The sequence below is a fragment of the Mycobacterium sp. IS-1556 genome, assembly GCF_001499985.1.
GTDB lineage: Bacteria > Actinomycetota > Actinomycetes > Mycobacteriales > Mycobacteriaceae > Mycobacterium.
Window position 1 is genome coordinate 26,381 of the sequence record NZ_LQIM01000011.1, and the last position, 24,684, is coordinate 51,064.

Here is a 24,684-nt window from a genome sequence, read left to right on the forward strand (position 1 = left end):
ACGCGCTACCGCGTCGACTTGACCACCTGGGCGAAGCTGAACTGCCAGCGCTCCACGACACGGAAACCCATTGCCTGCGGCACCCGATATGCGGGCGCACGGCGAAGGCGCGGCCCCGGGTCCAGCGCGGTCCCGCTCTCGCGATCAGCGACGCTGGTGTCGCGTTGGGAGATGGTCCACAGCACGGTGCAGCGCCGAAGCTGGTCGGCGACCCCCCAGATGCCGAGATGCGCGTCCCACAAGCGGTTTCGGTCCGCCGCACGCGGGCCGCGGCCGGGGTCGAAGAGGTGCGCATAGGCCTGTGGACGCGCGGCGGTGAGCGGACGAATCGGGCCGGGCGCCCAATTGGTGGTGTTGTCCAGGACCAGACAGTCGCCGGGGGAGGCGTGCGCGGTGAGGACGTCGGCGACCTGGCTGAAGTCCATGCCTTCCTTCGCGTACGGGCCCCGCTGTTCGAGCAGATAATTCGGCGTGGCCGCCACCGCGAAAACCGTCAGCGCCGCCGCGACGGTCTCGCGTGTCCTGGCGATCGCCGTGATGCCGACCGCCAGGAGCAGCGCCATGGCGGGTGAGGTGTAGCTGAGGTAGCGCGGGTAGTACACCGGTTCCAGCCACACCGAATAGAGCAGCAGCACCGCGGTCGGGACCGCGATCCAGCCCAGGCTGATGAGCACCAGTGATCGGACGCCGGCATCGGTGGGCCGGAATCGGCGCCGCACCAGGGGCAGGATCAGCACCACCGCAGCGACGACGGCGAACGCCACGCTGTGGTCGAAATACTGCTCGTGCACCACCTCCGCGACGGTGTCCCACCCCGGCGCCGAGATCCACCGCACCTGCGCGATCTGCGTCCTGCTGAACACGAGAAACGGCACAACGGCGGTGATCGCCACGGCCACCGTCGCGATCCACCGGTGCACCACCGCCCGACTGGCCGACACGGCCACCAGCGCGACGGCGTGAACGAGCACAAGCAGCACTGCGAACACGTTGAGCAGCGAGGAAGCCACCAGGGCAAGCCCGTAGCAGGCCCACAGCCGCGTCGAGTTGCGGCGAACGGCGACCACCAGCAGCACGGTCACCCAGACGGCTGCCGCGGCGGTCAGCGCATACGACCGGGCCTCGATGCCGGCCCACGTGATGCGGGGAAGGATCGCGAACATGATCCCCGCACACGCGGCGAGCATGCGAGACGAGAACTGGCGCGCCAGGACGACGACGCCGGCCGCCGCGACACCGACGGCCAGACAACTCGACAGCCGGGAGTAGAACTCGGTGACCGGGAACACCGTGAACCACCCGTGCATGAGCAGGTAGTACAGGCCGTGTACGGCGTCGATGTTGTGCAGCAGTCGCCACAGCTCGGGGATGGACCGAGTCGAGGCCGAGATCGTCGCCGCCTCGTCGAACCACAGCGACGGCCGTGCGGCGCCGGCCGCCGATACCGCCACGGCGAACACCGCCACCAGCGCGGCATCGACCCGGCCGGTCCGCACGGATTCCGACCGCTCGAGGCGCGCGAGACGCTGCGCTCCCAGGGAAAGTTCCACGTCTGCTCGGCTCCGTACCCGTCCGGTGAACGGGAAAACGCTAGCGTGCGCGAACCCGGCGCGCGCGTCGAATAGGCATCGAACGCGGCATCGAACCCCAGTCGGCTGGCGACTTTCGTTGCCGCACTGGTTGATTCGCCAGGCGATCGCGGAATTGCCGGTGCCCGCCGCAAATTGACGTCGACGTGGCCCGGATGTCGCCGGACGTCGCCTGGCGCAACCGGTGTAGGCGACGTCACGGCGCCCCGCGCGGGGTGACGTTGCCTGCCAAGTAGGACGAAATAGCAGGCAAACGCCACTGGAAGGGCTACTGTTCCGAATGGCGTTGGAATCGACCCCGGGAGGACATGGATGAGCGCCTATCAGACCGTCTTGGTTGGCACGGACGGATCGGACTCGTCGCTGCGCGCGGTGGAGAAGGCTGGTCAGATCGCCGGTGACGCCAAGCTGGTCATCGCGACGGCGTACTTCCCCCAGGCCGAGGACCAGCGCGCAGCCGACGTGCTCAAGGACGAGGGCTACAAGATGGCCGGCAACGCACCGATCTACGCGATCCTGCGCGAGGCCAAGGAGCGGGCCCATCAGGCCGGCGCTCAGAACGTCGAGGAGAAGGCCATCGTCGGTGCGCCCGTCGACGCCCTGGTGGAGTTGGCCGAGGAGATCAAGGCCGACCTTCTGGTGGTCGGCAACGTCGGGTTGTCCACCATCGCGGGCCGCCTCCTCGGTTCGGTGCCTGCCAACGTCGCGCGCCGGTCCAAGACCGACGTGCTGATCGTGCACACCACGCCGTAACCACCACCAGCGCCACACCGATCACCCAGCCGCCCCAGCCGACGTAGGCGGTGGAGCGCGCCCCGAGCGGGACGTCGACCACGGTGGTGCCGCGCTCCGAAGCGGGTGACCACGCCAGCCGTCGGCCCTGCGCATCGAACGCCGAGCTCACCCCCGACAGCGCGGCATGCACAGCGGGACGACCTGTTTCGACGGCGTGGACGGCGGGCATGCTCGCCAGCTGCGGTTGCGCCCAACTGCCCTGGTACGACGAGGTCGCGCTCTGGTAGGCGAGTAGATCAGCGCCGAGCTCCACCTCGCGCCGGGCCAGGTCCGAGAACAGCGTCTCGAAGCTGATCAGCGGCCCCACCGCGACGCTGTTGGAGTGCAGGTCGGTGTGCAGCACGACCGGCCCGTCGCCGCGGCGACGATCCTCGCCCGCGGCGCCCGTCCCGGAGGTGGCCCAGTCGAGCAGCCCGCGTAGCGGCACGTACTCGCCGAACGGCACGAGGCGGGTCTTCGCATATGAGCCGCGCACCCCGTCCGGCCCGATGAGCACCGACGTCTTGTAGATGCCGCCGGAAGGGGCACGGGCGTCGACGTTGACCAGCAGGTCGGCGCCCACGTGCCGAGACAGGTCGGCCAGCCGGGCGGCGACGTCGGGGTGTGCGGTCAGGTCCACCGCGACGCTGCTCTCACCCCACACCACCAGGTCGACCCGCTGACCGCGCAGGCCGTCGGTCAGCCGCTCACTGGCGGCTTGGCGGGCGGTCGCGTCGTCGATGTCGCCCGGCTGCACCAGCGCCACGCGCATCGACGGGCCGGGCACGGGCGGCGGTGAAAGCCAAAACCACGCAGGACCGATCGCGAGCAGCACGACCGGAAGCGCGATACTCCAGGGCCTGCGCAGCAGAACGGCGCCGACGGCGGCGGTGTTGACCGCCACCACGAGGAAGCTGACGAGCCAGACGCCGCCCAGCGTCGCCGACGCCAGCGTCGCCGGTTGGTTCCACTGCGACGCGCCGAGCAGGGCCCACGGACCGCCGAGCCGGTCCCACGACCGCACCGCTTCGGCGAGGATCCACAGCGACGGGAGTACGGTCACGGCCGCAAGCAAACCGCGACCGGTGAGCTCACCGGCGAGCAGGCGGTGCGCCGCCCAACCGAACGGCAACCACAACGCGCCCAGACCGGCCCCGAGCAACAACAGCAGGGGACCGGCGCTCGGCCACAGCCAGTACTGGGTGACGCAGATGAACGTCGCCATCCCGAACCAGGCCCGAACGGCGCCGCGCCCGGCCGTCGGCGCGGCTCGAACGACGAACAGCAGCGGAACCAGCCCGGCCCAGGCCACCCACCACCACGCGGGCGCCGGGAAGGCGAGCGCAGGCAACGCGCCGGCGAACACCGCCGACGCGTAGCCGAGCACTAGATCAGGTGGCCTCAGGTGGCAGAAGCTTTGGCGATGCTCGCGATCGCCTGGTCGAGCGTGGAGTTGAACTCCTCATCGCTCTGCTGGGCGGTGAGGCCCTCGGTCAGCGCGCGCGAGAAGCTGGCGATGACACCGGTGTTGCGCGACAGCTTCTCGTTGGCCTCGTCGCGGCTATAGCCGCCCGAAAGCGCCACGACGCGCAGCACGTTCGGATGATCGACCAGCTCCTTGTACAGGTTGTCGGTGTCGGGCAGCGTCAGCTTCAGCATGACCTTCTGATCGCCGAGGTTGTTGACCCCCTCGAGCAGGGCGGCCTTGAGCTGATCCTCCGCCTCGGCCTTCTTCGGACTCTTGATGTCGACCTCGGGCTCGATGATCGGCACCAGGCCCTTGGCCAGCACCTGCTGCGCGACCTCGAACTGCTGCGTCACGACGGCGTCCAGGCCCGCGCCGGGCAGCTTGATGACCGAGCGTTCCTTGGTGCCGAAGATGCCCTTGGCGACTGCGCGGTCGAGCAGGTCGTCGAGGCCGGGCATCGGCTTCATCGTCTGAGCGCCGTCCTTCTCCTCGGCCAGTCCCTTGTCGATCTTGAGGAACGGCACGACGTTCTTGACGTTCCACAGGTAGTCGGCGGTGGGGCGGCCCTCGATCTCGCGGTCCATCGTCATCTCGAACAGGATCGCGCCCATGATGCGGTCGCCGTCGAAGGCCGGGCTGGTGATGATGCGGGTCCGCATCTCGTGCACCAGGTCGAACATCTGCTCATCGCCGGAGTACTGATCTTCGGCGATCCCGTAGAGCTTCAGCGCCTTGGGCGTGCTCCCGCCGCTCTGGTCGAGCGCTGCGATGAAGCCTGCGCCGCTCTGCGCCTTCTTTAGCTGGTCGTCATTCATCCGTGCCTCCTCAGACGAACGCATGGTACGTCACCGCCGAATGCTGTTCGGAGACCACCGGATCAGCGTTGGGCGACTTCCCTCGCGGCGAGCGCACCGTAGAGGGCCAGCAGCGAGGACGCCGCCGCGGCGTTGAGGCCGAAATCTCGTGCGCGAATGTGCGCACCCACCGCGAGTGAGAAGTAGACGGTCAACATCACCAATGTCAGCCTGGCCAGCCACGGCATGCGGGTGCCGGCGAGCAGTCCCACCGCCGAGGCGGCCTTGACAACGGGGAAGACCCAGCGATTCTGCTGCGGGTACTTGACGTCGTCGAGGCATTTCGCGACATACGGGACGGGTTGCACGCAGATCGCGGCGTCGGCAGCCTGGGCGGCCGCCAGCAGCGCCAGCAGTTTCGGGGAGTTGTTGCTCATGCCCCCAGCGTAGGAGCGGCGCACCGGTAGGCGGAACTACCAGCCGCGTTCTTTCCACTCGGCCAGGTGCGGACGCTCGGTACCGAGCGTGGTGTCGTCGCCGTGACCGGGATAGATCACCGTCGAATCGCCGTACACGTCGAAGACCCGGCGGGTCACGTCGCCGAGCAGCTGGTCGAACGCACCGTCCTCCCATGTCTTGCCGACGCCGCCCGGGAACAGGCAGTCGCCGGTGAACAGGTGGGTCGCCTCGTCGGCCCCGTCAAGCGCGAGGGCCACCGAGCCGGGGGTGTGGCCCTGCAGGTGGATGACGTCGAACGACAGATCGCCGACCTCGACGGTGTCACCATGGGCCAGCAGGCGATCCGGCTTGACCGGAAGGGCGTCGGCGTCGAGCTGGTGCGCGGCGGTCGGTGCTCCGGTCGCCTTCGCCACATCGGCCAATGCCTGCACGTGGTCGAAGTGCTGATGGCTCGTGACGATCAGCGACAGCCGCGGCGCGTGCTTCTCGATCAGTTCGAGCAGGACCGGCGCGTCGTTGGCGGCGTCGATGAGTAGCGTCTCGCCGGTTCGGGAACAGGTGACCAGGTAAACGTTGTTGTCCATCGGGCCCACCGAAACCTTGACGATCGATGCCCCGGGGAGGGTTCGCCGAGCGGCCGTTCCGGGCTCGACGTGGCCGGTGTAGTTGTCGTCGACGACGGTCATGGTCCTCACGGTATCGGGCTTGTCGGTGCCGACACATAGCATGGGCATCAACTCTGTCGTGCGGGAGCGGATGCGGAAGGACTCAGTTGGCTGACCGCCTTGTTGTGAAGGGTGCGCGCGAGCACAACCTGCGCAGTGTTGATCTTGATCTGCCCCGCGACGCACTGATCGTCTTCACCGGTTTGTCGGGGTCGGGCAAGTCGTCGCTGGCGTTCGACACGATCTTCGCCGAGGGTCAGCGCCGCTACGTCGAGTCGCTGTCGGCATATGCGCGTCAGTTCCTCGGGCAGATGGACAAACCCGACGTCGACTTCATCGAGGGCCTGTCGCCTGCGGTGTCCATCGACCAGAAGTCGACCAACCGCAACCCCCGCTCGACCGTCGGCACCATCACCGAGGTCTACGACTACCTGCGCCTGCTGTACGCGCGCGCCGGGACCCCGCACTGCCCGGTCTGCGGTGAACGCATCGCCCGCCAGACGCCCCAGCAGATCGTCGACCAGGTGCTCGCAATGGACGAGGGCCTGCGGTTCCAGGTGCTCGCACCGGTGGTGCGCACCCGCAAGGGGGAGTTCGCCGACCTGTTCGACAAGCTCAACAGCCAGGGCTACAGCCGCGTGCGCGTCGACGGAGTCGTGTATCCGCTCACCGATCCGCCCAAGCTCAAGAAGCAGGAGAAGCACGACATCGAGGTCGTCGTCGACCGGCTCACCGTGAAGGCCACCGCCAAGCAGCGGCTGACCGACTCGGTGGAGACGGCGCTGAACCTTGCCGACGGCATCGTGGTGCTCGAGTTCGTCGATCGCGAGGACGATCATCCGCACCGCGAGCAGCGCTTCTCGGAGAAGCTGGCCTGTCCCAACGGCCATCCGTTGGCCGTCGATGACCTCGAGCCGCGGTCGTTCTCGTTCAACTCGCCCTACGGTGCCTGCCCCGAGTGTCTGGGCCTGGGCATTCGCAAGGAGGTCGACCCCGAACTCGTCGTCCCGGACCCGGACCTCACGCTGGCCGAGGGCGCGATCGCGCCGTGGTCGATGGGCCAGACCGCCGACTACTTCACCCGGATGCTGTCCGGGCTGGGCGACGCGCTCGGGTTCGACGTCGACACGCCGTGGAAGAAGCTTCCCGCCAAGGCGCGCAAGGCGATCCTCGAGGGGTGCGACGAGCAGGTGCACGTGCGGTACAAGAACCGCTACGGCCGAACCCGTTCGTATTACGCCGATTTCGAAGGTGTGATGGCGTTCCTGCAGCGCCGCATGGAGCAGACCGACTCCGAACAGATGAAGGAGCGCTACGAGGGCTTCATGCGCGATGTGCCGTGCCCCGAGTGCGAGGGCACGCGGCTGAAGCCCGAGATCCTGGCGGTAACGCTGACGGCGGGGGACTTCGGCGCGAAGTCGATCGCCGAGGTCGCCGAACTGTCGATCGCGGACTGCTCGGAGTTCCTCAACGCGTTGACGCTCGGTGCACGCGAACAGGCGATCGCCGGGCAGGTGCTCAAGGAGATCCAGTCGCGGCTGGGCTTCCTGCTTGACGTCGGCCTGGACTATCTGTCGCTGTCACGCGCCGCCGCCACGCTGTCCGGCGGTGAGGCACAACGGATCCGGCTGGCCACGCAGATCGGCTCCGGACTGGTCGGGGTGCTGTACGTGCTCGACGAACCGTCGATCGGGCTGCACCAGCGCGACAACCGCCGGCTGATCGACACGCTGGTCCGGCTACGGGACCTGGGCAACACACTGATCGTCGTCGAGCATGATCTCGACACCATCGCCCATGCCGACTGGGTCGTCGACATCGGGCCCGCGGCCGGTGAACACGGCGGCCAGATCGTGCACAGCGGACCCTACGAGGATCTGCTGAAGAACCCCGAATCGCTTACCGGAGCCTATCTTTCGGGCAAAGAAGAAATCGAGGTGCCGGCGATCCGGCGGCCCGTCGACAAGAAGCGGCAGCTGACGGTCGTCGGCGCCCGCGAGCACAACCTGCGCGAGATCGACGTGACGTTCCCGCTGGGGGTGCTGACGGCGGTCACCGGGGTGTCGGGGTCGGGTAAGTCCACACTCGTGAACGACATTCTGGCGTCGGTGCTGGCCAACAAGCTCAACGGTGCGCGCCAGGTGCCGGGCCGGCACACCCGGGTGACGGGTCTGGACAAGCTCGACAAGTTGGTCCGGGTCGACCAGTCGCCGATCGGCCGGACGCCGCGCTCCAACCCGGCGACGTATACCGGGGTGTTCGACAAGATTCGCACGTTGTTCGCGGCCACCACCGAAGCGAAGGTCCGCGGCTATCAACCGGGTCGGTTCTCGTTCAACGTCAAGGGCGGTCGCTGCGAGGCGTGTTCGGGCGACGGCACCATCAAGATCGAGATGAACTTCCTGCCCGACGTGTACGTGCCGTGCGAGGTGTGCCAGGGCGCCCGGTACAACCGCGAGACGCTGGAGGTGCACTACAAGGGCAAGACCATCGCCGAGGTCCTCGACATGTCGATCGAGGAGGCCGCCGAGTTCTTCGCGCCGATCACCTCGATCCACCGGTATCTGAAGACGCTCGTCGACGTGGGCCTGGGCTACGTGCGGCTCGGGCAACCGGCGCCGACGCTGTCCGGTGGCGAGGCGCAGCGCGTCAAGCTCGCATCGGAACTGCAGAAGCGGTCGACGGGCCGCACCGTGTACATCCTCGACGAGCCGACCACCGGTCTGCACTTCGAGGACATCCGCAAGCTGCTCAAAGTGATCAACGGCCTTGTGGACAAAGGCAATACGGTGATCGTCATCGAGCACAATCTCGACGTGATCAAGACGTCGGACTGGATCGTCGACATGGGTCCCGAAGGTGGGGCCGGCGGTGGCACGCTCGTCGCGACCGGAACACCGGAAGACGTCGCGGTCAATCCCGACAGCTACACCGGCCATTTCCTCGCCGAGGCTCTCGGTGTCGCCCGCCCAACCCCCAAGCGCCGCAACGGCCGCAAGGTCAGCGCCTGATCCAGCGTCCTAGTAGCCGATCGACGGCAGCCAGGCGCCCTGTGGTTCGTTGTAGAGTCCGATCGTCATGAGCGTCGATTGTTGGACGAGGCGCAGGCCGCTGTGCAGGCACCACGTCATCAGCCGCGGATTGCGCGACGGCACGAGGACGCCGAGGCCGACGAACTCCTCGGCGGCGCCGAGTAGAGCGATGATATCGTCATCCGTCTCGCCGACTGTGTGACCGATATAGCCCAATCCCGTTGTGTACGCGGTGATTCCGTCTCGGCGCTGCACCACGCTCGCCATACCGCGTTCGATTGAACTCCGCAGCTCAGGATGACGGTCGTGACCGTGTATTCGACGGCAGAGGTGGTCGCACTCGTCGACGTCGTCGAGCGTCGCCGGTCGCACCATGGTCGACGGCACCACGACGGCGTCGAGCGGCCGCTGAAAGACCGACAGCGGCTCGCGCACCGCGAACCCGAGTTTCGCGTACAGCGACAGCGACCGGTAGTTGTAGGCGGTCTGCACCAGCCGGACACCCGCAACGTCACGGTCTCGCGATCGTTGCAGCAGCGCCTCCATCAAGGCGTGGCCGACACGACCCTGCTGCTGCGTCGGGCTGACGCTGACGGGTCCGACCCCGACGATGGCGGCGCGCTCGTCCTGTAACGCGCTGCCGACGATCTCATTGCCGCATTCGGCCACCAAACCGAACGTGCCCTCGGTCGACAGCATCCCCTGCATCAGCACGGCCGTGAACTCGGGGCTGGCCGGCTCGACCGGAAAATTGTGCGCGGTGGCAAGCGACTCGAAGGCATTCCACATGACGCGTGCGCACGCGGCGGCGTCCTCGACGGCGGCCACGCGCAGGTGTACTTCGGTCATCGCCCAATCGTCGCGCCGAGACTGCACACCGATCGCGATTTTTCGCGATTCCGCGATCTCACCCGCTGGGCCCACGCGCAGCTGGGGATTTCGTCAGGGGCGACGGGAACCGCGGGCTGACCCGCACCCCGTCCAGCCATTCGGTGAGTTCGTCGGCGCGCTTCCGCAGCTCCTTCTGCGCCGGACGACCGATGTCCTCGAGCAGCCGCACCTCGACGCGGCCGTCGTCGTCCTGCCCCCAGGCCCCGACGATCCTGCCGTCGGACCAGGCGGTCGGACCGCCGTTGCCGTTCCTGTCGAACAACTGGCTGCGGTGCGGCCCCAGATACCAGTCCCGATCGAACCAGCCCATCGTGGTGACGTCGAGACTGGGCAACAACGCGCACCAGGGCTCTGGCTCGGGTTCGACATCGAGGTCGTCGGGTAGTGCGAAGCCCGGTGCGCCGTCGAGATCCACTTCCACGGCGCCGATGTCGCGCAACGCCTGCCGCGCCCACGTCAACGTGTTGCCGAACCACCACTTGACGTCTGTCAGAGTCGCCGGGCCGAACGCGGCCAACCACCGGCGCACCATCTCAGCGCGGGCCGTCTCCGGGGTGACCGCATCGGCCGGCGCCAGCCAGTCGGCCGCCGAAACCCACTGCGGCCGCGACGTGGTCCACCTGCCGTCGTTCGGTCCGCGCACAATATCGCCGCGCACCGCCAGCACCGTCAAAACCCTTGGAGCCAGCGGTGTTTCACCACCCCAACGCTTACCCGGCGCGGGGTCGAAGCTGCCGGCCAGTTCGGGCAGCGCCGCCCTCAGGTCCTTCGCGCTCGTCGGCCCGTTGGCGGCGAGGTGGCGTAGCACCGCCGCGCCCGCCGTGTCGAGCCACGCGTCGCCGTCGGCGCAGACCCCGGCCTTCTGGGCATCGGCGATGAGGCGGCGCCGCTCGTTGTCGGCGACCCGGTCGCTCGCCGCGGCCTGAATCAGCGGCAGGTCTTCGGAGCGCACCGTCCACAGCGTCCTGCGCATGGCGAGGTGTTTGACCAGCGTGCGCCGCTCGTAGAGCAGCACGTCGAGGTCGGCCACGGTGAAGCCCGGCACCCGCGCCCACAGCGACAGGTAGGGCGTCGCCGGATCGGTCGTGTGCAGCCCCACGACGCTGCCCGCGACGTCGCGAACCGAATCCGCCGGCTCGCACAGGAAGTGCCGACGGGCGAGCCGGGCACGTCGTTCCTCGACAGTGAATCTGCGCATCGCCTGCGAACCGTACCTTCGGCCGCCGACAAAGTTTGGGATCGGTAGCCACCCGCGCGGCTTTGACTTGCCCCATGACGGGCGCCATCGGGGCGACGTCCGAACGAAGGGAAGATCGATGAATCGAGTTGTCGCAGGTGTGATCGGACTGGTCGCCGGCGCCGCCGTGCTGGTGGGGTGCTCGGACGACAAGGGCGGCGCTCCCTCGGCCGCGGCCGCGGGAAACGCCGAGGTGAGCAGCGGCGGCAGCACCGCGGTCAAGGTCGACGGCAAGGACCTCGAAGGCCTGGATCTGAACTCGGTCACGTGCGTCAAACAGGGCGGCAAGATCAACGTCGCCAGCGGCGCGATCGGCGGCCAGCAGGGTCTGGGCATCGTGATGACCGACGAGGCCACGCCGACGGTCGAGTCGCTGGGCATGGTCGTCGACGGCAATGCGCTCGCGGTGACCAACACCATGGGCGCCAAGGTCGGCTCCGCCGAGGTGAAGGTCGACGGCAGCACGTACACCATCACCGGTGAAGCCACGGGCGCCGACATCTCGAACCCGATGGCAGGATCGATCACCAAGCCGTTCACCGTCACGGTCGACTGCAGTTGAGCGATCCACCTCCCGAAGCGGCGGGCGTGCCTGGCACGCCCGCCGCTTTCTATGATTCAGCGGTGGCGATCCCCGCGGACCTCGAGCGCGCCCGTCACCTGGCGTTCGCCGCCAACGAAGAGGCGGCCAAGGACCTGCTGTTGTCGTTGACCCCGCAGATCGAACAGGCCGGCCGCGACGACTGGATGCTGGAGGTCTACGCACTGCTCGGCGAGATCTATCTCGTCCGCACGGCATACAACGGGACCGAGGAGTGCCTGCACCGCATCCACGACTGCCTGGCCCGGCTGACGATGTCGACCCCCGAGATCGAGCGAATTGCGCGCCGGTACTCGCAGCGGGCGCAGTTCCTGCAGATCGGGCTGGCCGCCGCGCACGGCGACCACGAAACCGCCGAGGTCGCGCTCGTCGCGCTGGCCGACGACGAGCCCGTCCCCGGACTCGCCGACGAACACCGGTTCCTGATCACCTACGCAGAGATCCTGTGCGCGGTCGCACTCTGCGACGACGATCTGCATGTGAAGTCGATTCCGCTGTGGCAGCGGGTGATCGACGTCATCGAACGCCCCGGTGACGGCAGTGTGTATCACGACCACCTGCTCGTCCTCGGGGCCACCGGCTACGGACGGTTCTGCGTCGAGACCGGTCGGCTGTCGGAGGCGGAACCCTGGCTGCGGCGAGCGGGAGCCCGTGCGGCGGCGCGGGAATGGAAGCTCGCCGTGTCGCGAACGCAGCTCGAACGTGCCACGGCGGCGTGGTCCGCGGGGGACCGGGCGCTGGCGCAAACGCTGGTCCACGAGGCGTACCCAGCGATCGCCGAACACGCGCGTGCACACGACGTCTCGCGGTGCTGGCTGTACTTCGGGCTGATCAGCATCTCGGTGCAGGCGCTCGACGACGCCGACGAGCGGCTGGGCCACGCCGAGCGGCACTGGCGGGAGATCGAGAAGCCGCTGCACATCCACCGGATCCTGTTGCAGCGCAGTTGGGTCGACATCTTCCGCGGCGATTTCGCGGCGGCAATCGAGCGCGTGGCCGAGGCGCGCGAACTACTCGACTCCTGGCCCCGACACAGCTGGCTCCAGTACGCGCGGCTGGACGACCAGCTCGGCAACATCTGGCGCGCCGACGCGCAAGCCGACCCGGCCAACGCCGCACAGAAGCTGGAGCAGGCCGCCGAACTCAAACTGCCCGCGGCGCTGGCCGTCGACTCGGTCCGGCACGCGATACCCGATGCCGACGCCCGGATGCGCTGGGCGACATACGTCTCCGCACCGATTCTCGCGGGCGCCTTCGCCGTCGCATGGGAGTGGGGTGACACCGGGCTCGTCAGCGAACTCATCGAATATCACAGCGCGCGTGGCACGTTCAGCTCCGAACCCGTGTCCGCCGACACTCTGGCGTGGGCCGACACGGCCACCGCGGCGGTACCGGTGGAGTCCGTCGAGGAGTATGCCCTCGTCGCCGCCGGTCCGGCGGTCGTCGGTGGCGCGTCGCTGACCAGGCTCGGACCGCTACCGCCGCTGGTGATGGATCCGACCGGCACGCCGATCATCGGTCGTTACCGCGCGCTCGCCGCCGAGCGGTACGGTCGCGACGTCACCGCGGACGAGCCGGCATGGTCCACGTGGCCGTGACCGGCACACTCGTACTGCGGTTCGCCGATGTCGGCGTCGCGACCTATGCCAGCCTGCGGGTCGTCGGCGACCCGGCGAAGACGGTCACCTGGGTGGTCGAGCAATCTGGCGTCGTCGCCGCGGAAGACCGTCTGGGCGGCGCCCTGCCCGACCCGGTCGACGCGGAAAGCCGTCTCGACGCGCTCGATCGTGCGATCAACGAGGGTGCATTTTCCTCGCCGACAAGCGAATTCGAGCTTGCACGCACACTGGGCACGCAGTTGATCGCACCTGCGGCCTGGCAGCTGCTCCTCGACCATGCGTCGTCGCCGCGCGCCACTCTGTTCGTGTCGCCAAGCGCGCGACTGGCAAGGATGCCGTGGGGCCTGTTGGCAATGCCCTCCGACGAGGGCCACCGGCTGATGGAGCTCGTCGAGGTGCTGCTGGCCCCGCCGCCGAACATCGTGAACGCCCCGCGTACCCCCGCGGGGTGGGCCAGCCGGCGCGACAACCCGGCCTTGCTGGTTCTCGACCCGCGGGTGCCCGGACAGCGACCCGACTCGGCGCTGGGTTCCGTCCTCGGTCGCCCGGCGCCGGATACGGTGCTGTCCCGCCACTTCGCCGACCTCGCGACGCGTCGCCCGCTGCTGCCGCACGCGCCGGCCCCTGTCGACTTGTTCCGGCGCACCGACGCCGACCGGCGGTGGCTCGCCGGCCTGCTCGCCCGACAACCCAGCCGGATGTTGTACGTCGGCCACGCCACCGCCGCCGCCGGCGACGTCGGTCACGCGGACCGAGCCGCGCTGCACCTTGCCGAAGACCGCCCGCTCACCGCGGGTGAACTGATGTCATCGCGGTTGCCGTTCCCGCCGCGGGTCGCGCTGCTGGCGTGTGCATCCGGCGGTGATTACCAGTTCGACGAGGCCAGTGGGCTGGTGGCGGCGACGATTCTCGGTGGGGCGCAACTCGTCACCGCGACGCTGTGGTCATTGCCGACAACGGCGGGGTACCGCCGGTTCGCCGAGCCGGACGCCGACCCGATGAGCGAAGCGATCGTCGCCGTCGACCGCGCCCACGAAGCCGACGATGCGGGCTGCGCGGTGAACCGCTGGCAGCGGCAACGGATGCGGGATTGGAGTGCCGGCGATCCGACCGCCAGCCCGCTGTACTGGGCGGCGCTGGTCAGCTTCGCAGTCGACGGCGCACGTTGATCATGTCGGGGATACACATATCGCGACGGCGGACTCGTCGCCGGACCGGTAGTACGTGTCGATGACGCTGCCGGGGAAGATTTTCGGCAGCGCCGACGCGGGCACCAGCGCCGTCTCGCGGACGGGAAACTGTCCGCCCTCAGGCTTTTTGACCATCACATCGAGTTCGACCTCGCGGTAGTCCTCGAGCGTCTGCCCGGTCGGGCGGATCGCAGTCACGACCGCGCGGGATCGGATGCCGTGGCGGATCAACTCGAGTCGGTGGCTGGTGAGCAGCCCCTTGCGGACCATCATCCGGTCGAATTCGGCGCGCGCGGCCAGAATGTCGTGCGCCGTGGCCAGCCGCTCGTCTGCCTCGTCGGACACCAACCGCGGGATACGCCTGAAGAACGCGAACAGCGCAGTGAACATGTCTTCAGGGTCCGGCGGCCGCAGCGCTACCGAACCCAACTTTGCGGCTGTCAACCGGCGGACACAACTTCTATCCTGTCCTGATGAGCACCGAGACGGCCGTGGCCGTCGCGCATCCGCGCAGGGCGGTGATCGACCGGGCGTGGCGCGCGCTCGGTCCCGGCGTCGAGGTGCTCAGCGGCGACGACGGTGGTCCACTGCGGCGAACCGTGAAGCGGATCATCGACCCGCTGGTGCTGCGGCTCCGATCGAACACCCAGTATTCGGCGCCGTTCGTGGCGCCCGAGGTGGCCGACGCGATGCATCACGTCATCGTCGGACATCGCGACCAATTACGTGCCGCCGCAGCGTGGTTCGAGGTACTCAAGCGCGAGCGGCGCCGACTGCGGATCACCACCGGCAATGCCCAGGAACTGTACTTTCCGGTCTGCTTCGAGCTGGCCGTCACCAAAGGCATGCCGGCTCAACAGGACTGCGGTGCCGAGGAAGTGCTGCGGCAGATCCACGCCGATCGCGACCGCACCGCCATCGAGGTGCTCAACCGGTTCGTCTCCGACGAGAAGGTGATCGCCGAACTGTCGAGGCAACTCCGCCGCAGTTGGCACGACGTGCACGCCGGTGGCGAGATCACCGGCCCGTTCATGGCGGGGCTGACCACGGTGCTCGGACCCGCCGACAGCCACGCCGCAACCGCCGCCAGGCAACGGGTTTGGCACGCGCTGATCGCCGACGCGGCACCTTACAACTTGGGAGCCAAGGCGCGTAACGGCACGGAGCTGCCGTGGTCGATCGTCGACCTCGGCCTCAGTTCTGTTGAGCCGCAGCAACCGCCGGCCATCACCGGTGGTTCGGACAGCGACCGTCCGCTGAACCGCTGTGTGGTCGACCGGGTGCGTGCGACGCTGCGGCGAGCCATGGACCGCGACGAACTACCCGACGTGCCGACGCTGTGCGCCGAAGAGGTCGACCGCGCCTGCGCGCCGTGGGGCCTGCTCGCCGAGGACAAGCAGGCCACCCTGGTCGCCGGTATCGAGGTCGCGGTAGAGCTGGCGCCGCTGGTGGACTGCTCGCCGCGCTACGAGTTGGCCCGCCAGATCCAGGCCCGGCTGCGCAAGGAGGCCTACGTGATGCACGCCCGCCGCTACCTCGCCGAGGGCGGGCCGATCCATCCGCGTCAACAGCAGGTGATCGACGACCTCGCGGCGTTCGCGCGGCCGTACCTGAGTCGGCTGTGGGCGCGGCTGCACGGACGCGACGTGTGGCAGGAACCGTGCGACGACGTCGACGAGGTCCGCTCGGTGTTGGAAGGGGTGGCGAGATCGGTGAGCCTCGACCACCGGCAGCGGATCAAGTCGATGCTGGAGCTGCAGGTGGCGGGATGAGACTGGTGGCAGATTCGGGGCTCTGGACCACGGGGCCGCTCACGACGCCGAGCCCCCTTCTGGCGGTGCTGGAGGTCAGCGGTGCGGTGCTGTCGTGGACGGTCGACGATGTCACCGAGTCGCAGATCACGTTCACCGATGTCGCGCGCGCCGACTGGCTGTGGCGGGTGGTCGGCGAGTCCGGTCATTCCGCCGTGGCGTCCATGCTGACCGGCCGCAGCGCCGTCGACAGCGTCGAGGTGGTGGACGTGAACCTACTGCCGGGGGCGCTGGAGCCGCTGCGCAGGCTGGCGCTCGGGCATTGGCTGCGACGTTGGTGGCCGGCCAGCCAGCGCGATGCGATCCCGGTGCTCGACAGCGCGATCCTGGATGCCGAAGTCGCGCTGCTGACCGCCGCCGCGCAGGACTACTTCGGCGACGACACCTTCGATTCGGAGCTCACCCATCTGCTGGCCCCGCACGCGGCGGCGTTGAATGCTGCTGTGCTGGAAGGTGATCCGCGGATCGGTGCGCTCGTCGAGAGGTGCCGAAACGTCGCCGACGACATCGGCGTCGCGTTGGACGCGGAACCGGTGACAAAGCGGCGTGACGATTACGCGCTCGCGGCCGGGGCGGAGGCGGGCGGTCGAGGTGCGGGCGTCATCGCCGGCGGCACCGCCTCGATCAACTGGGGCGCCGTACCGCCGGGCATCTTCGATGCTGCGGAGGGCGCCGTCGACTGGACCGTCGAGTTGGACGGCGACGTGGTCAACGGGATGATCGGCGCGGAGTTGACGGGTCTGGGCTCACCGCATGGCATCGCGGTGCGGTTGCAGTCGGGCACTGTCGGCGGAGCGGGCGCGCTCGGGGCGGACGGGCGTGCCGCGGTCCCGCTTGTCGATCCGCAGCGGCGGCCGATCACCGAACCCGCTGCCTGGAACCACGATTGGCGGGACACCACGGTGATTGTCGGTGTCGATGTCGCCGAGTCGGTGCAGACGCGCGAGAGGGTGCGGGCGTTCGCCCGGTTTCGGTTGCGGCAACCGGTCGCCGACGCGTTTCTGGCCGAGATCCTGGCCGCCGAATCGGATTACTGAGAGTCGTCGGACTGCTTGTTCATCTGCTCGCGGATTCGATCGAGCCGCTCGGCGGCCGCTCGCTGTCGCTCCTCGTACTGCTCGGCGACGCTGCGGCCCTCCGGTGTCTCCGCGGCGAGTTCAGACGCGCCGATCGCGGTGCCGTACCGGGTTTCGATCTTCTCTCGCACGGATTCGTACGTCGGGACGCCGCCCGGGGTGTATCCGCTGTCGACCGGTTCGACGGGGGTGGTGGCCTCGGGTTTGGGCTCGACGATCTCGGCGTCGACCGCGGGTTCCGGGTCGGGAGGCGGTTCGTCCGGCATATCGCTCACGGTACCCGTCAGCGCGGCTTGGCCAACGGGAACGGGAGCGTCTCTCGGATGCTGCGGCCGGTGATCAGCATGACGACGCGGTCCACGCCCATGCCGAGTCCACCCGTCGGTGGCATCGCGTACTCCATGGCCTGCAGGAAATCCTCGTCGAGTTCCATCGCCTCGGGATCGCCGCCCGCGGCCAGCAGCGACTGCTCCTGCAACCGCCTTCGCTGCTCGACCGGATCGGTGAGTTCGCTGTAGGCGGTGCCGAGTTCGACGCCCCACGCGACAAGGTCCCAGCGTTCGGCGACACCGGGAATGCTGCGGTGCGGCCGGGTCAGCGGTGACACCGACGTCGGGAAGTCCTTGTAGAAGGTCGGCTCTTCGGTGCGGTCCTCGACGAGTCGCTCGTAGAGTTCCAGCACCACCGCGCCGGCGTCCCAGTGCGTCAGGTAAGGGATGTCGGCGGCGTCGCACAGCTTGCGCAGCGTCGCCAGGTCGGTGTCGGGGCAGATCTGCTCGCCGAGCGCCTCCGACACCGCGCCGTGCACGGTCTTGACCCTCCACTGCCCCGAGATGTCGACGGGTTCGGGCGTGCCGTCGTCACGCGCTCGGTAGAACACCTGTGAGCCGTTGGCGGCCTCGGCCGCGTTCTGGATCAACTCGCGGCAACCTTCGATCCACACGTTGTAGTCCGCGTGGGCCTGATAGGCCTCCAGCAGCGTGAATTCGGGATTGTGGCTGAAGTCCACGCCCTCGTTGCGGAACGCTCGGCCCAGCTCGAAGACCCGCTCCACCCCGCCGACGCACAGCCGCTTGAGGTAGAGCTCGGGGGCGATGCGCAGGTAGAGGTCGAGGTCGTAGGCGTTGATGTGGGTCAAAAACGGGCGGGCGTTCGCGCCTCCGTGGACCTGCTGCAGGATCGGTGTCTCGACCTCGAGGAATCCCTTGCCGACCAACGTCTCCCGGATCGCGTGCAGCACACCACTTCGCGCGCGGATCAGGTCGCGGGCATCGGTGTTGATCGCCAGGTCGACGTAGCGGGCGCGGACCCGAGCCTCCTGATCGGTCAACCCTTTCCACTTGTCGGGCAATGGACGCAGGCACTTGCCGATCAGCCGCCAGTCGTGCACCAGCAACGAGCGGGTGCCCTTCTTGCTGTAGCCCATCGTGCCGGAGACCTCGATCAGGTCGCCCAGGTCGATGGCGTGGGTGAAGTCGGCGGTCGCCCCCGACTCGAGCAACGAATTGTCCAGCAGCAGTTGAATTTCGCCGGACCAGTCGCGCAGCTGGGCGAACAGCACGCCGCCGTAGTCGCGGCTGCGCAGCACCCGGCCCGCGACCGAGATCATTTCGCCATCGGCGGCTTCGGTTCCCAAGGCCGCCGCGACGGTGTGTGACGGCTCCCTGCCGACGGGGTAGGCATCGATCCCGTTGTCCTGCAACGCTTTGAGCTTGGCCATCCGTACCCGGACCTGTTCGGGCAGCCGTGGCTCGTCGCCGTCGGGCAGGTCCACCGCCAGGCCGCTGACGTCCGGGGCCGTGCCGTCGTGGTGCAGCAGTCCCGTCGCCATCAGATTCCTCGGCACCGCGGTGTGGTGTCCGGTGTGCGGCTGCTCATGGCGCCGCGAGAACGGCAGGACGAGAAAACCTTCGGCGATCACCGATGCCACCCCGACCCGCGGCACCAGCCGGGCGTCTTCGTAACAGGCGTAGCGCGGCACCCATTCCGGTTGATATTTCATGTTCGACCGGTACAGCGTCTCGAGTTGCCACCACCGCGAGAAGAACACCAGAAGCCCGCGCCACAGCCGTGCGACCGGCCCGGCGCCCAGCTGCGCGCCCTGCTCGAAAGCCGAGCGGAACATCGCGAAGTTCAGCGAAACCCTCGTGACGCCAATGTCTTCGGCCTGCATACACAGTTCGCTGACCATCAGCTCGATGGTGCCGTTGGGGGATTGGGGTGAACGGCGCATCAAATCCAGCGAGACGCCGGTGGCGCCCCATGGCACCAGCGAGAGCATCGCGACAACGTCATCATGCTGCACGGCCTCCACCAGCAGGCAGTCACCGTCGGCGGGGTCACCGAGCCTGCCCAGTGCCATCGAGAAACCCCGCTCGTCGTCGGTGTCGCGCCAGGCGTCCGCCCGGGCGATGACCTCGGCCATCTCCTCGGAGCCCAGATCGCGGTGCCTGCGAATGCGCACGCTGACGCCCGCGCGACGGGCGCGTGTCACCGCCTGCCGGACGGCGCGCATGTCCGGTCCGGAGAGTCGGAATGTGTCGGGATGGAGGATGGCTTCGTCGCCGAGCTGCAACGCGTTGAGGCCCGCCGCGCGAAACGCCTCCGCGCCGGCGGAGCTTGCGCCCATCACACCGGGCGCCCAGCCGTAGGTCTGACACAGCGCCAACCACGCATCGATTGCCGCGGGCCATGCTTTCGGGTCGCCGACGGGGTCCCCGCTGGCCAGGCAGACACCGACCTCGACGCGGTAGGTGATGGCGGCCCGCCCGGTCGGGGCGAACACCACCGCCTTGTCGCGGCGCGTCGCGAAATAGCCGAGCGAGTCGTTCTTACCGAACAACTCCAGCAGCCCGCGCAGCGCTGATTCGTCCTCGCCGGTGAGGGCATTGTCGGCCCGCTGGGACTGAAACAGCACGACTGCCGCGACCATCAGGGCCACCGCGCCGAACAGCCCGAGCAGCGCGTTGACGAGTACATGCGGATGTCCGGAGAAGTTGGACGAGTCCGCCCCCGCGAACGCGCCGACCCGGTTCAGCGCGTACCAGAATCGGTCATCGCGAGCCAGCGAGCCGGGGAACAATTCGAGCAGCCCCCACCCGATCGCCGTACCGATCGCCAAACCCGCGACCAGCACGGCCGCCGCCTTGAGCAGCGCGCCGCGGCGCACTTTCGCCCAGAACTCGCGCCGGGCCAAGAGCAGTAAAAGGATCGCGGCGACATGGAAGATCAGCCCGATCACCTCGCCGATCTCCTGCATCGCCGATTCGTCGCCGGTGATCAGGTCCGCGATGTTCCAACCGATCGCGGCCACCATGTAGCCGAGCAAAAGCCACCACGCGATGCTCTTGCGCGCCGCCAGGGCGGCGGCCAGCAGCGCCAGCACGAACGCCCACGCGAAGCTCGTGTCGGGGAAGTTGAAGATGTAGTCGTTGACGAACTCGCGCGGCACTTTGATGACCGATCGCACGAACGGCGAGACGCTCGCCAACAACGACAGCGTGGCGATGACGCCGACGGTCCAGCCGGCCGCCGCGGGCACCCACCAATACCCGGACCTGCGGCGGGTGCTGGGCAGGCTGGCGACGGTCATACGCCGCGACATTATTCGGTTGTGACGCGAAATGGGCGGTGACTCACGACCACACGGGACCGGTGTATTTCTCGCCGGGACCGTGCCCGGGCTCATCCGGCGAAGCGCTGGCTTCGCGGAACGCCAACTGCAGCGTCTTCAGCCCGTCGCGGACCGGTCCGGCGTGCGGTCCGAGATACTCGGCGGACGCGGTGACCAATCCGGCCAGCGCGGTGATCAGCCGGCGCGCCTCGTCGAGATCGCGGTGCGGACTGTCGTCGGGGTTCTCGGCCGACAAGCCCAGCTTCTCCGCGGCGGCGCTCATCAGCATGACCGCTGACCGGGTGATCACCTCGACGGCGGGGATGTCGGCCAGGTCGCGCACGGCCGAGCCGTCCAGGTCGCGTGGGTTCGAGTCATCGGTCACGCCTGTTAGACTGGCATGCGCGACCGTCCCGGCAAACGCCAGGGACAGCAAGTGGAGTCCCTCTCCCACCGCTGGCCACAGGAACCTTCCGAAGGCTCAGCGGTCCGGTCACAGGCATTTATGCCTGTCCTGGTCGGCTGTGGGCCCTGCTGTGAGCAGGGCTTTTCTGTTCGGTTGAGCAGAGTGCTGACGGAAGTGGACTCCTAGAGGACAACAGTAGGAGGCCCCATCAGCACTGAGACCCGCGTCAACGAGCGCATCCGCGTACCTGAAGTCCGTCTGATCGGACCGGGCGGTGAGCAGGTAGGCATTGTGCGCATCGAAGATGCACTCCGCGTCGCCGCGGATGCCGATCTCGATCTCGTCGAAGTAGCACCGGATGCGAAACCGCCGGTCTGCAAGATCATGGACTACGGAAAGTTCAAATACGAGACGGCTCAGAAGGCACGCGAGTCTCGCAAGAACCAGCAGCAGACCGTCGTCAAGGAACAGAAGCTCCGTCCCAAGATCGACCCGCACGACTACGAGACCAAAAAGGGTCACGTGATCCGCTTCCTCGAGGCGGGGTCGAAGGTCAAGGTGACGATCATGTTCCGCGGGCGCGAGCAGTCGCGGCCCGAGTTGGGCTTCCGCCTCCTGCAGCGACTGGGCGCCGACGTCGCCGACTACGGCTTCGTCGAGACGTCCGCCAAGCAGGACGGCCGCAACATGACGATGGTGCTGGCACCGCACCGCGGCGCGAAGACTCGCGCCAAGGCGGCCCAGCAGGCCGAAGGCTCCGCAGAGCCGGCCCCAGCACCCGACAGAACCAGTTAGAACGACAGAGCAGAGGACATATGCCCAAGGCGAAGACCCACAGCGGCGCTTCCAAGCGGTTCCGGCGCACCGGGACCGGCAAGATCGTGCGCCAGAAGGCCAACCGTCGCCACTTGCTCGAGCACAAGCCGAGCACCAGGACCCGGCGTCTCGAAGGCCGCACCGGCGTGTCGGCCAACGACACCGCCCGCGTCAAGAAGATGCTCAACGGCTGACCGTATTTGTCTCGTAGTCATCTCGTATGACGTCTCGTACGACCTGAACGAAGGAACACTCCCATGGCACGCGTCAAGCGCGCAGTCAACGCCCAAAAGAAGCGGCGCACCATACTCAAGGCATCCAAGGGCTATCGGGGCCAGCGGTCGCGGCTGTACCGCAAGGCCAAAGAGCAGCAGCTGCATTCGCTCAACTACGCCTACCGCGACCGCCGCGCCCGCAAGGGTGAGTTCCGCAAACTGTGGATCTCTCGCATCAACGCCGCGGCCCGGGCCAACGACATCACCTACAACCGGCTGATCCAGGGCCTGAAGGCCGCCGGGGTCGAGGTGGACCGCAAGAACCTCGCCGAGATCGCCGTCAGTGATCCGGGCGCGTTCACCGCGTTGGTGGAGGTCGCCAAGGGTGCGCTGCCCAGTGATGTGAACGCGCCCTCGGGCGAGGCTGCCTGACGCTCACTGAACGCTCCGCCCGGGTGGTCGCAGCGGTCAAGCTGCACCGCCACGTCGGACGACGCCGCGCCGCCCGCTTCCTCGCCGAGGGGCCCAACCTCGTCGAGGCGGCGCTGCGGCGCGGACTCGTATCCGAGGTGTTCGTCACCGAAGCCGCGCTGGACCGGTTCGGTCCGATGCTGGCCGACGCGCCCGTGCACCTGGTCACCGAACGGGCGGCAAAAGCGTTGTCGGAAACCGTGACTCCAGTCGGTCTGGTCGCGGTGTGTTCGACACCGGAGACATCGCTGCCTGACGTGCTGGCCGGTTCTCCGCGGCTGGTGGCGGTCGCGGTGGACATTTCCGAACCGGGCAACGCCGGCACGCTGATCCGCATCGCCGACGCGATGGGCGCCGACGCCGTCGTGCTCGCCGGCCACAGTGTCGACCCGTACAACGGCAAGTGCCTGAGAGCGTCGGCGGGCAGCATCTTCTCGATCCCGGTGGTCGACGGGGGTGAGGCCGCCGATGCCGGCGGGGTCGTCGCCGCGTTGGGCGAGGCCGGGCTGCAGGTGCTGGCCACCACCGTCGACGGCGAGGTGTCGTTGGAAGACGTGGACCTCACCGCGCCGACGGCGTGGTTGTTCGGGCCCGAAGCGCACGGCCTGTCAACCGAATTGGCCATCACGGCCGACCACCGGGTGCACATCCCGATGCCGGGTCGCGCCGAGAGCCTCAACGTGGCCTCGGCCGCGGCGATCTGCCTGTACCAGAGCGCGCAGGCCCGGCCCTAACTCAGCAATCCCCGTGCCACGTGGGTGATCTGCACCTCGTTGCTGCCGGCGTAGATCATCAGCGACTTGGCGTCGCGGGCTAACTGCTCGACGCGGTACTCGGTCATGTAACCGTTGCCGCCGAACAACTGCACGGCCTCCATCGCGACGTCCGTGGCGGCCTGCGAGCAGTACCACTTGATCGCCGAAGCCTCCGGCAGCGAGATCGCGGTGCCCGTCTGTGCCGCCTCGATGACCCGGAACAGGATGTTGCGCACGTTCATTCGAGCAACTTCCATGTTGGCCAGCTTGAGCTGGATCAACTGGAACTGGGCGATCTCCTGGCCCCACAGCGTTCGGCTCTTCGCATAGTCGACCGACAAGCGCAGGCACTCCTCGATGACGCCCAGCGACATCGCGGCGACCCCGATGCGCTCGGCGGAGAAGTTCGACCGTGCGCTGGCGCGTCCGTCGCCGGCGGCGTCCTCCGTTTCGCCGAGCAGCCGATCGCGACCCAGCCGGACGTTGTTGAAGAACAACTCCCCGGTGCGCGAACTGTGAATCCCCATCTTGCGGAACGGCTTCGACTGCACGAAGCCCTCCATGCCGCGGTCCAGCACGAAGGTCAGCACTTTGCGATCGCGCTTCTCGACACCGGGTTCGTCGAGCTTGGCGTACACGACCACGACGTCGGCGTCGGGCCCGTTGGTGATGAACGTCTTCTGGCCGTTGAGGATGTAGTCCTCACCGTCGCGCACGACGTAGGACTTCATCCCGCCGAACGCGTCCGAGCCCGAATCCGGTTCGGTGATCGCCCATGCGCCCACCTTGTCGTAGGTGACCAGGTCGGGCAGCCAGCGCTCCTGCTGAGCCAGCGTGCCACGGCTCATGATCGTCGGCACCGTCAGGCCGAGGCTGACACCCATCCCGGTGACGACGCCCATCGCTACCCGGCACAATTCGCTGACGACGACGAAGCCCATGCCACCGGCTCCGTCTCCGAACATGCCGCCGCTCGACGGTTTGTCCGACGACTCGCCGCCGTCGCGCAACCGGGCCAGCCGCTTGTTCAGCGACTCGCGGGCCATCTCGGTGATGCCGAACGTCGCGAACAGCTTGCGGACGATGGGGTAGGGCTCCATCTCGCCGCTTTCCAGCGCGTCGACGTGCGGGCGGATTTCCTTGTCGACGAACTCGCGTACGGCGTCGCGCACGGCGAGATCGACATCAGACCATTCGAGCAT

The 24,684-nt window shown here is 68.1% G+C and carries 22 protein-coding genes and 1 pseudogene; 11 read left to right on the forward strand and 12 right to left on the reverse strand.

The genetic code is table 11. The annotated features are described in order from the left end of the window. Positions 1-5: 5 nt before the first annotated feature. The gene (locus AU187_RS09040; RefSeq protein ID WP_231740307.1) at positions 6-1,550 is read right to left on the reverse strand and encodes a glycosyltransferase family 39 protein; all 1,545 of its coding nucleotides are present in this window, start codon (positions 1,548-1,550) and stop codon (positions 6-8) included. Between the two features lie 351 nt (positions 1,551-1,901). On the opposite strand from AU187_RS09040, the gene AU187_RS25905 reads away from it, so the two are divergent. Then, on the forward strand, positions 1,902-2,342 hold the full coding sequence (locus tag AU187_RS25905) for a universal stress protein (RefSeq protein WP_059156942.1): 441 nt from the start codon (positions 1,902-1,904) through the stop codon (positions 2,340-2,342). Here AU187_RS25905 and lnt read toward each other — a convergent pair. The 4 genes and pseudogenes from lnt to AU187_RS09065 form a co-directional block, all read right to left on the reverse strand. Continuing rightward, positions 2,308-3,750, reverse strand: a pseudogene (lnt, locus tag AU187_RS09050) (apolipoprotein N-acyltransferase); the annotation flags it as partial. The gene AU187_RS25905 and the pseudogene lnt sit on opposite strands and share 35 nt — an antisense overlap. A gap of 14 nt (positions 3,751-3,764) precedes the next feature. Then, a complete protein-coding gene (locus tag AU187_RS09055) occupies positions 3,765-4,646 on the reverse strand; it encodes a fructose bisphosphate aldolase (protein ID WP_059099365.1) in 882 nt (293 codons plus the stop codon). Positions 4,647-4,708: 62 nt separating this feature from the next. Next, complete coding sequence (locus AU187_RS09060; RefSeq protein WP_059099364.1) at positions 4,709-5,062, reverse strand: DoxX family protein; 354 nt, start codon at positions 5,060-5,062, stop codon at positions 4,709-4,711. A 36-nt stretch (positions 5,063-5,098) separates the two neighbouring features. Beyond that, positions 5,099-5,770, reverse strand: a complete 672-nt coding sequence (locus AU187_RS09065; RefSeq protein WP_059099396.1) for an MBL fold metallo-hydrolase — start codon at positions 5,768-5,770, stop codon at positions 5,099-5,101. 86 nt (positions 5,771-5,856) lie between these two features. Here AU187_RS09065 and uvrA point away from each other — a divergent pair, with 86 nt between their 5' ends. After that, complete coding sequence (gene uvrA, locus AU187_RS09070) at positions 5,857-8,760, forward strand: excinuclease ABC subunit UvrA (RefSeq protein WP_059099363.1); 2,904 nt, start codon at positions 5,857-5,859, stop codon at positions 8,758-8,760. Between the two features lie 9 nt (positions 8,761-8,769). On the opposite strand, the gene AU187_RS09075 is transcribed toward uvrA, so the two are convergent. Together AU187_RS09075 and AU187_RS09080 are read right to left on the reverse strand one after the other, a co-directional pair. Then, on the reverse strand, positions 8,770-9,630 hold the full coding sequence (locus AU187_RS09075) for a GNAT family N-acetyltransferase (RefSeq protein ID WP_059099395.1): 861 nt from the start codon (positions 9,628-9,630) through the stop codon (positions 8,770-8,772). A 58-nt stretch (positions 9,631-9,688) separates the two neighbouring features. Beyond that, a complete protein-coding gene (locus tag AU187_RS09080) occupies positions 9,689-10,870 on the reverse strand; it encodes a winged helix DNA-binding domain-containing protein (RefSeq protein ID WP_059099362.1) in 1,182 nt (393 codons plus the stop codon). Between the two features lie 118 nt (positions 10,871-10,988). On the opposite strand from AU187_RS09080, the gene AU187_RS09085 reads away from it, so the two are divergent. From AU187_RS09085 to AU187_RS09095, 3 genes are all read left to right on the forward strand, one after another. Then, the gene (locus tag AU187_RS09085; RefSeq protein ID WP_059099361.1) at positions 10,989-11,471 is read left to right on the forward strand and encodes a lipoprotein LpqH; all 483 of its coding nucleotides are present in this window, start codon (positions 10,989-10,991) and stop codon (positions 11,469-11,471) included. A gap of 62 nt (positions 11,472-11,533) precedes the next feature. Next, complete coding sequence (locus tag AU187_RS09090; protein WP_059099394.1) at positions 11,534-13,108, forward strand: NACHT domain-containing protein; 1,575 nt, start codon at positions 11,534-11,536, stop codon at positions 13,106-13,108. Beyond that, positions 13,090-14,298 carry a CHAT domain-containing protein gene (locus tag AU187_RS09095; RefSeq protein ID WP_059166653.1) on the forward strand — a complete coding sequence of 403 codons (1,209 nt, stop codon included), beginning with the start codon at positions 13,090-13,092 and terminating at the stop codon, positions 14,296-14,298. Before AU187_RS09090 ends, AU187_RS09095 begins: the two co-directional genes overlap by 19 nt. Here the strand turns inward: AU187_RS09095 and AU187_RS09100 are convergent, their stop codons facing one another. After that, complete coding sequence (locus AU187_RS09100) at positions 14,299-14,709, reverse strand: hypothetical protein (RefSeq protein ID WP_197413437.1); 411 nt, start codon at positions 14,707-14,709, stop codon at positions 14,299-14,301. A gap of 83 nt (positions 14,710-14,792) precedes the next feature. On the opposite strand from AU187_RS09100, the gene AU187_RS09105 reads away from it, so the two are divergent. Together AU187_RS09105 and AU187_RS09110 are read left to right on the forward strand one after the other, a co-directional pair. Then, positions 14,793-16,091: a hypothetical protein gene (locus AU187_RS09105; protein WP_059099393.1), complete on the forward strand. Its 1,299-nt coding sequence runs from the start codon at positions 14,793-14,795 to the stop codon at positions 16,089-16,091. Next, entirely contained in the window at positions 16,088-17,167 is a 1,080-nt protein-coding gene (locus AU187_RS09110; RefSeq protein WP_059099359.1) for a hypothetical protein, read from the forward strand. Before AU187_RS09105 ends, AU187_RS09110 begins: the two co-directional genes overlap by 4 nt. On the opposite strand, the gene AU187_RS09115 is transcribed toward AU187_RS09110, so the two are convergent. From AU187_RS09115 to AU187_RS09125, 3 genes are read right to left on the reverse strand one after another with little or no spacing between them, the layout of a single operon-like run. After that, positions 17,161-17,472 (reverse strand): hypothetical protein, encoded by a 312-nt coding sequence (locus AU187_RS09115; protein ID WP_059099358.1) that lies wholly within the window; start codon positions 17,470-17,472, stop codon positions 17,161-17,163. The two genes, AU187_RS09110 and AU187_RS09115, sit on opposite strands and share 7 nt — an antisense overlap. Positions 17,473-17,489: 17 nt before the next feature. Further along, complete coding sequence (gene lysX / locus AU187_RS09120; protein ID WP_059099357.1) at positions 17,490-20,798, reverse strand: bifunctional lysylphosphatidylglycerol synthetase/lysine--tRNA ligase LysX; 3,309 nt, start codon at positions 20,796-20,798, stop codon at positions 17,490-17,492. A gap of 43 nt (positions 20,799-20,841) precedes the next feature. Further along, a complete protein-coding gene (locus AU187_RS09125; protein ID WP_059099356.1) occupies positions 20,842-21,204 on the reverse strand; it encodes a DUF1844 domain-containing protein in 363 nt (120 codons plus the stop codon). Between the two features lie 228 nt (positions 21,205-21,432). Here AU187_RS09125 and infC point away from each other — a divergent pair, with 228 nt between their 5' ends. From infC to AU187_RS09145, 4 genes are all read left to right on the forward strand, one after another. Continuing rightward, entirely contained in the window at positions 21,433-22,020 is a 588-nt protein-coding gene (gene infC, locus AU187_RS09130) for a translation initiation factor IF-3 (protein WP_082683722.1), read from the forward strand. A 20-nt stretch (positions 22,021-22,040) separates the two neighbouring features. Next, entirely contained in the window at positions 22,041-22,235 is a 195-nt protein-coding gene (gene rpmI / locus AU187_RS09135; protein ID WP_059099354.1) for a 50S ribosomal protein L35, read from the forward strand. A gap of 63 nt (positions 22,236-22,298) precedes the next feature. Then, positions 22,299-22,688, forward strand: a complete 390-nt coding sequence (gene rplT, locus AU187_RS09140; protein WP_059099353.1) for a 50S ribosomal protein L20 — start codon at positions 22,299-22,301, stop codon at positions 22,686-22,688. Then, on the forward strand, positions 22,685-23,461 hold the full coding sequence (locus AU187_RS09145) for a TrmH family RNA methyltransferase (protein ID WP_172800200.1): 777 nt from the start codon (positions 22,685-22,687) through the stop codon (positions 23,459-23,461). The genes rplT and AU187_RS09145 overlap by 4 nt, the downstream gene beginning before the upstream one ends. On the opposite strand, the gene AU187_RS09150 is transcribed toward AU187_RS09145, so the two are convergent. Continuing rightward, complete coding sequence (locus tag AU187_RS09150; protein ID WP_059166654.1) at positions 23,458-24,684, reverse strand: acyl-CoA dehydrogenase family protein; 1,227 nt, start codon at positions 24,682-24,684, stop codon at positions 23,458-23,460. The genes AU187_RS09145 and AU187_RS09150 overlap by 4 nt on opposite strands.

Coding starts and splice junctions, on each gene's coding strand:
- AU187_RS25905 (WP_059156942.1), top strand. CDS start 1,902: ATGAGCGCCTATCAGACCGTCTTGGTTGGCACGGACGGATCGGACTCG.
- AU187_RS09055 (WP_059099365.1), bottom strand. CDS start 4,646: ATGAATGACGACCAGCTAAAGAAGGCGCAGAGCGGCGCAGGCTTCATC.
- AU187_RS09060 (WP_059099364.1), bottom strand. CDS start 5,062: ATGAGCAACAACTCCCCGAAACTGCTGGCGCTGCTGGCGGCCGCCCAG.
- AU187_RS09065 (WP_059099396.1), bottom strand. CDS start 5,770: ATGACCGTCGTCGACGACAACTACACCGGCCACGTCGAGCCCGGAACG.
- AU187_RS09075 (WP_059099395.1), bottom strand. CDS start 9,630: ATGACCGAAGTACACCTGCGCGTGGCCGCCGTCGAGGACGCCGCCGCG.
- AU187_RS09080 (WP_059099362.1), bottom strand. CDS start 10,870: ATGCGCAGATTCACTGTCGAGGAACGACGTGCCCGGCTCGCCCGTCGG.
- AU187_RS09085 (WP_059099361.1), top strand. CDS start 10,989: ATGAATCGAGTTGTCGCAGGTGTGATCGGACTGGTCGCCGGCGCCGCC.
- AU187_RS09095 (WP_059166653.1), top strand. CDS start 13,090: ATGGTCCACGTGGCCGTGACCGGCACACTCGTACTGCGGTTCGCCGAT.
- AU187_RS09100 (WP_197413437.1), bottom strand. CDS start 14,709: ATGTTCACTGCGCTGTTCGCGTTCTTCAGGCGTATCCCGCGGTTGGTG.
- AU187_RS09105 (WP_059099393.1), top strand. CDS start 14,793: ATGAGCACCGAGACGGCCGTGGCCGTCGCGCATCCGCGCAGGGCGGTG.
- AU187_RS09110 (WP_059099359.1), top strand. CDS start 16,088: ATGAGACTGGTGGCAGATTCGGGGCTCTGGACCACGGGGCCGCTCACG.
- AU187_RS09115 (WP_059099358.1), bottom strand. CDS start 17,472: ATGCCGGACGAACCGCCTCCCGACCCGGAACCCGCGGTCGACGCCGAG.
- lysX (WP_059099357.1), bottom strand. CDS start 20,798: ATGACCGTCGCCAGCCTGCCCAGCACCCGCCGCAGGTCCGGGTATTGG.
- rpmI (WP_059099354.1), top strand. CDS start 22,041: ATGCCCAAGGCGAAGACCCACAGCGGCGCTTCCAAGCGGTTCCGGCGC.
- rplT (WP_059099353.1), top strand. CDS start 22,299: ATGGCACGCGTCAAGCGCGCAGTCAACGCCCAAAAGAAGCGGCGCACC.
- AU187_RS09150 (WP_059166654.1), bottom strand. CDS start 24,684: ATGCTCGAATGGTCTGATGTCGATCTCGCCGTGCGCGACGCCGTACGC.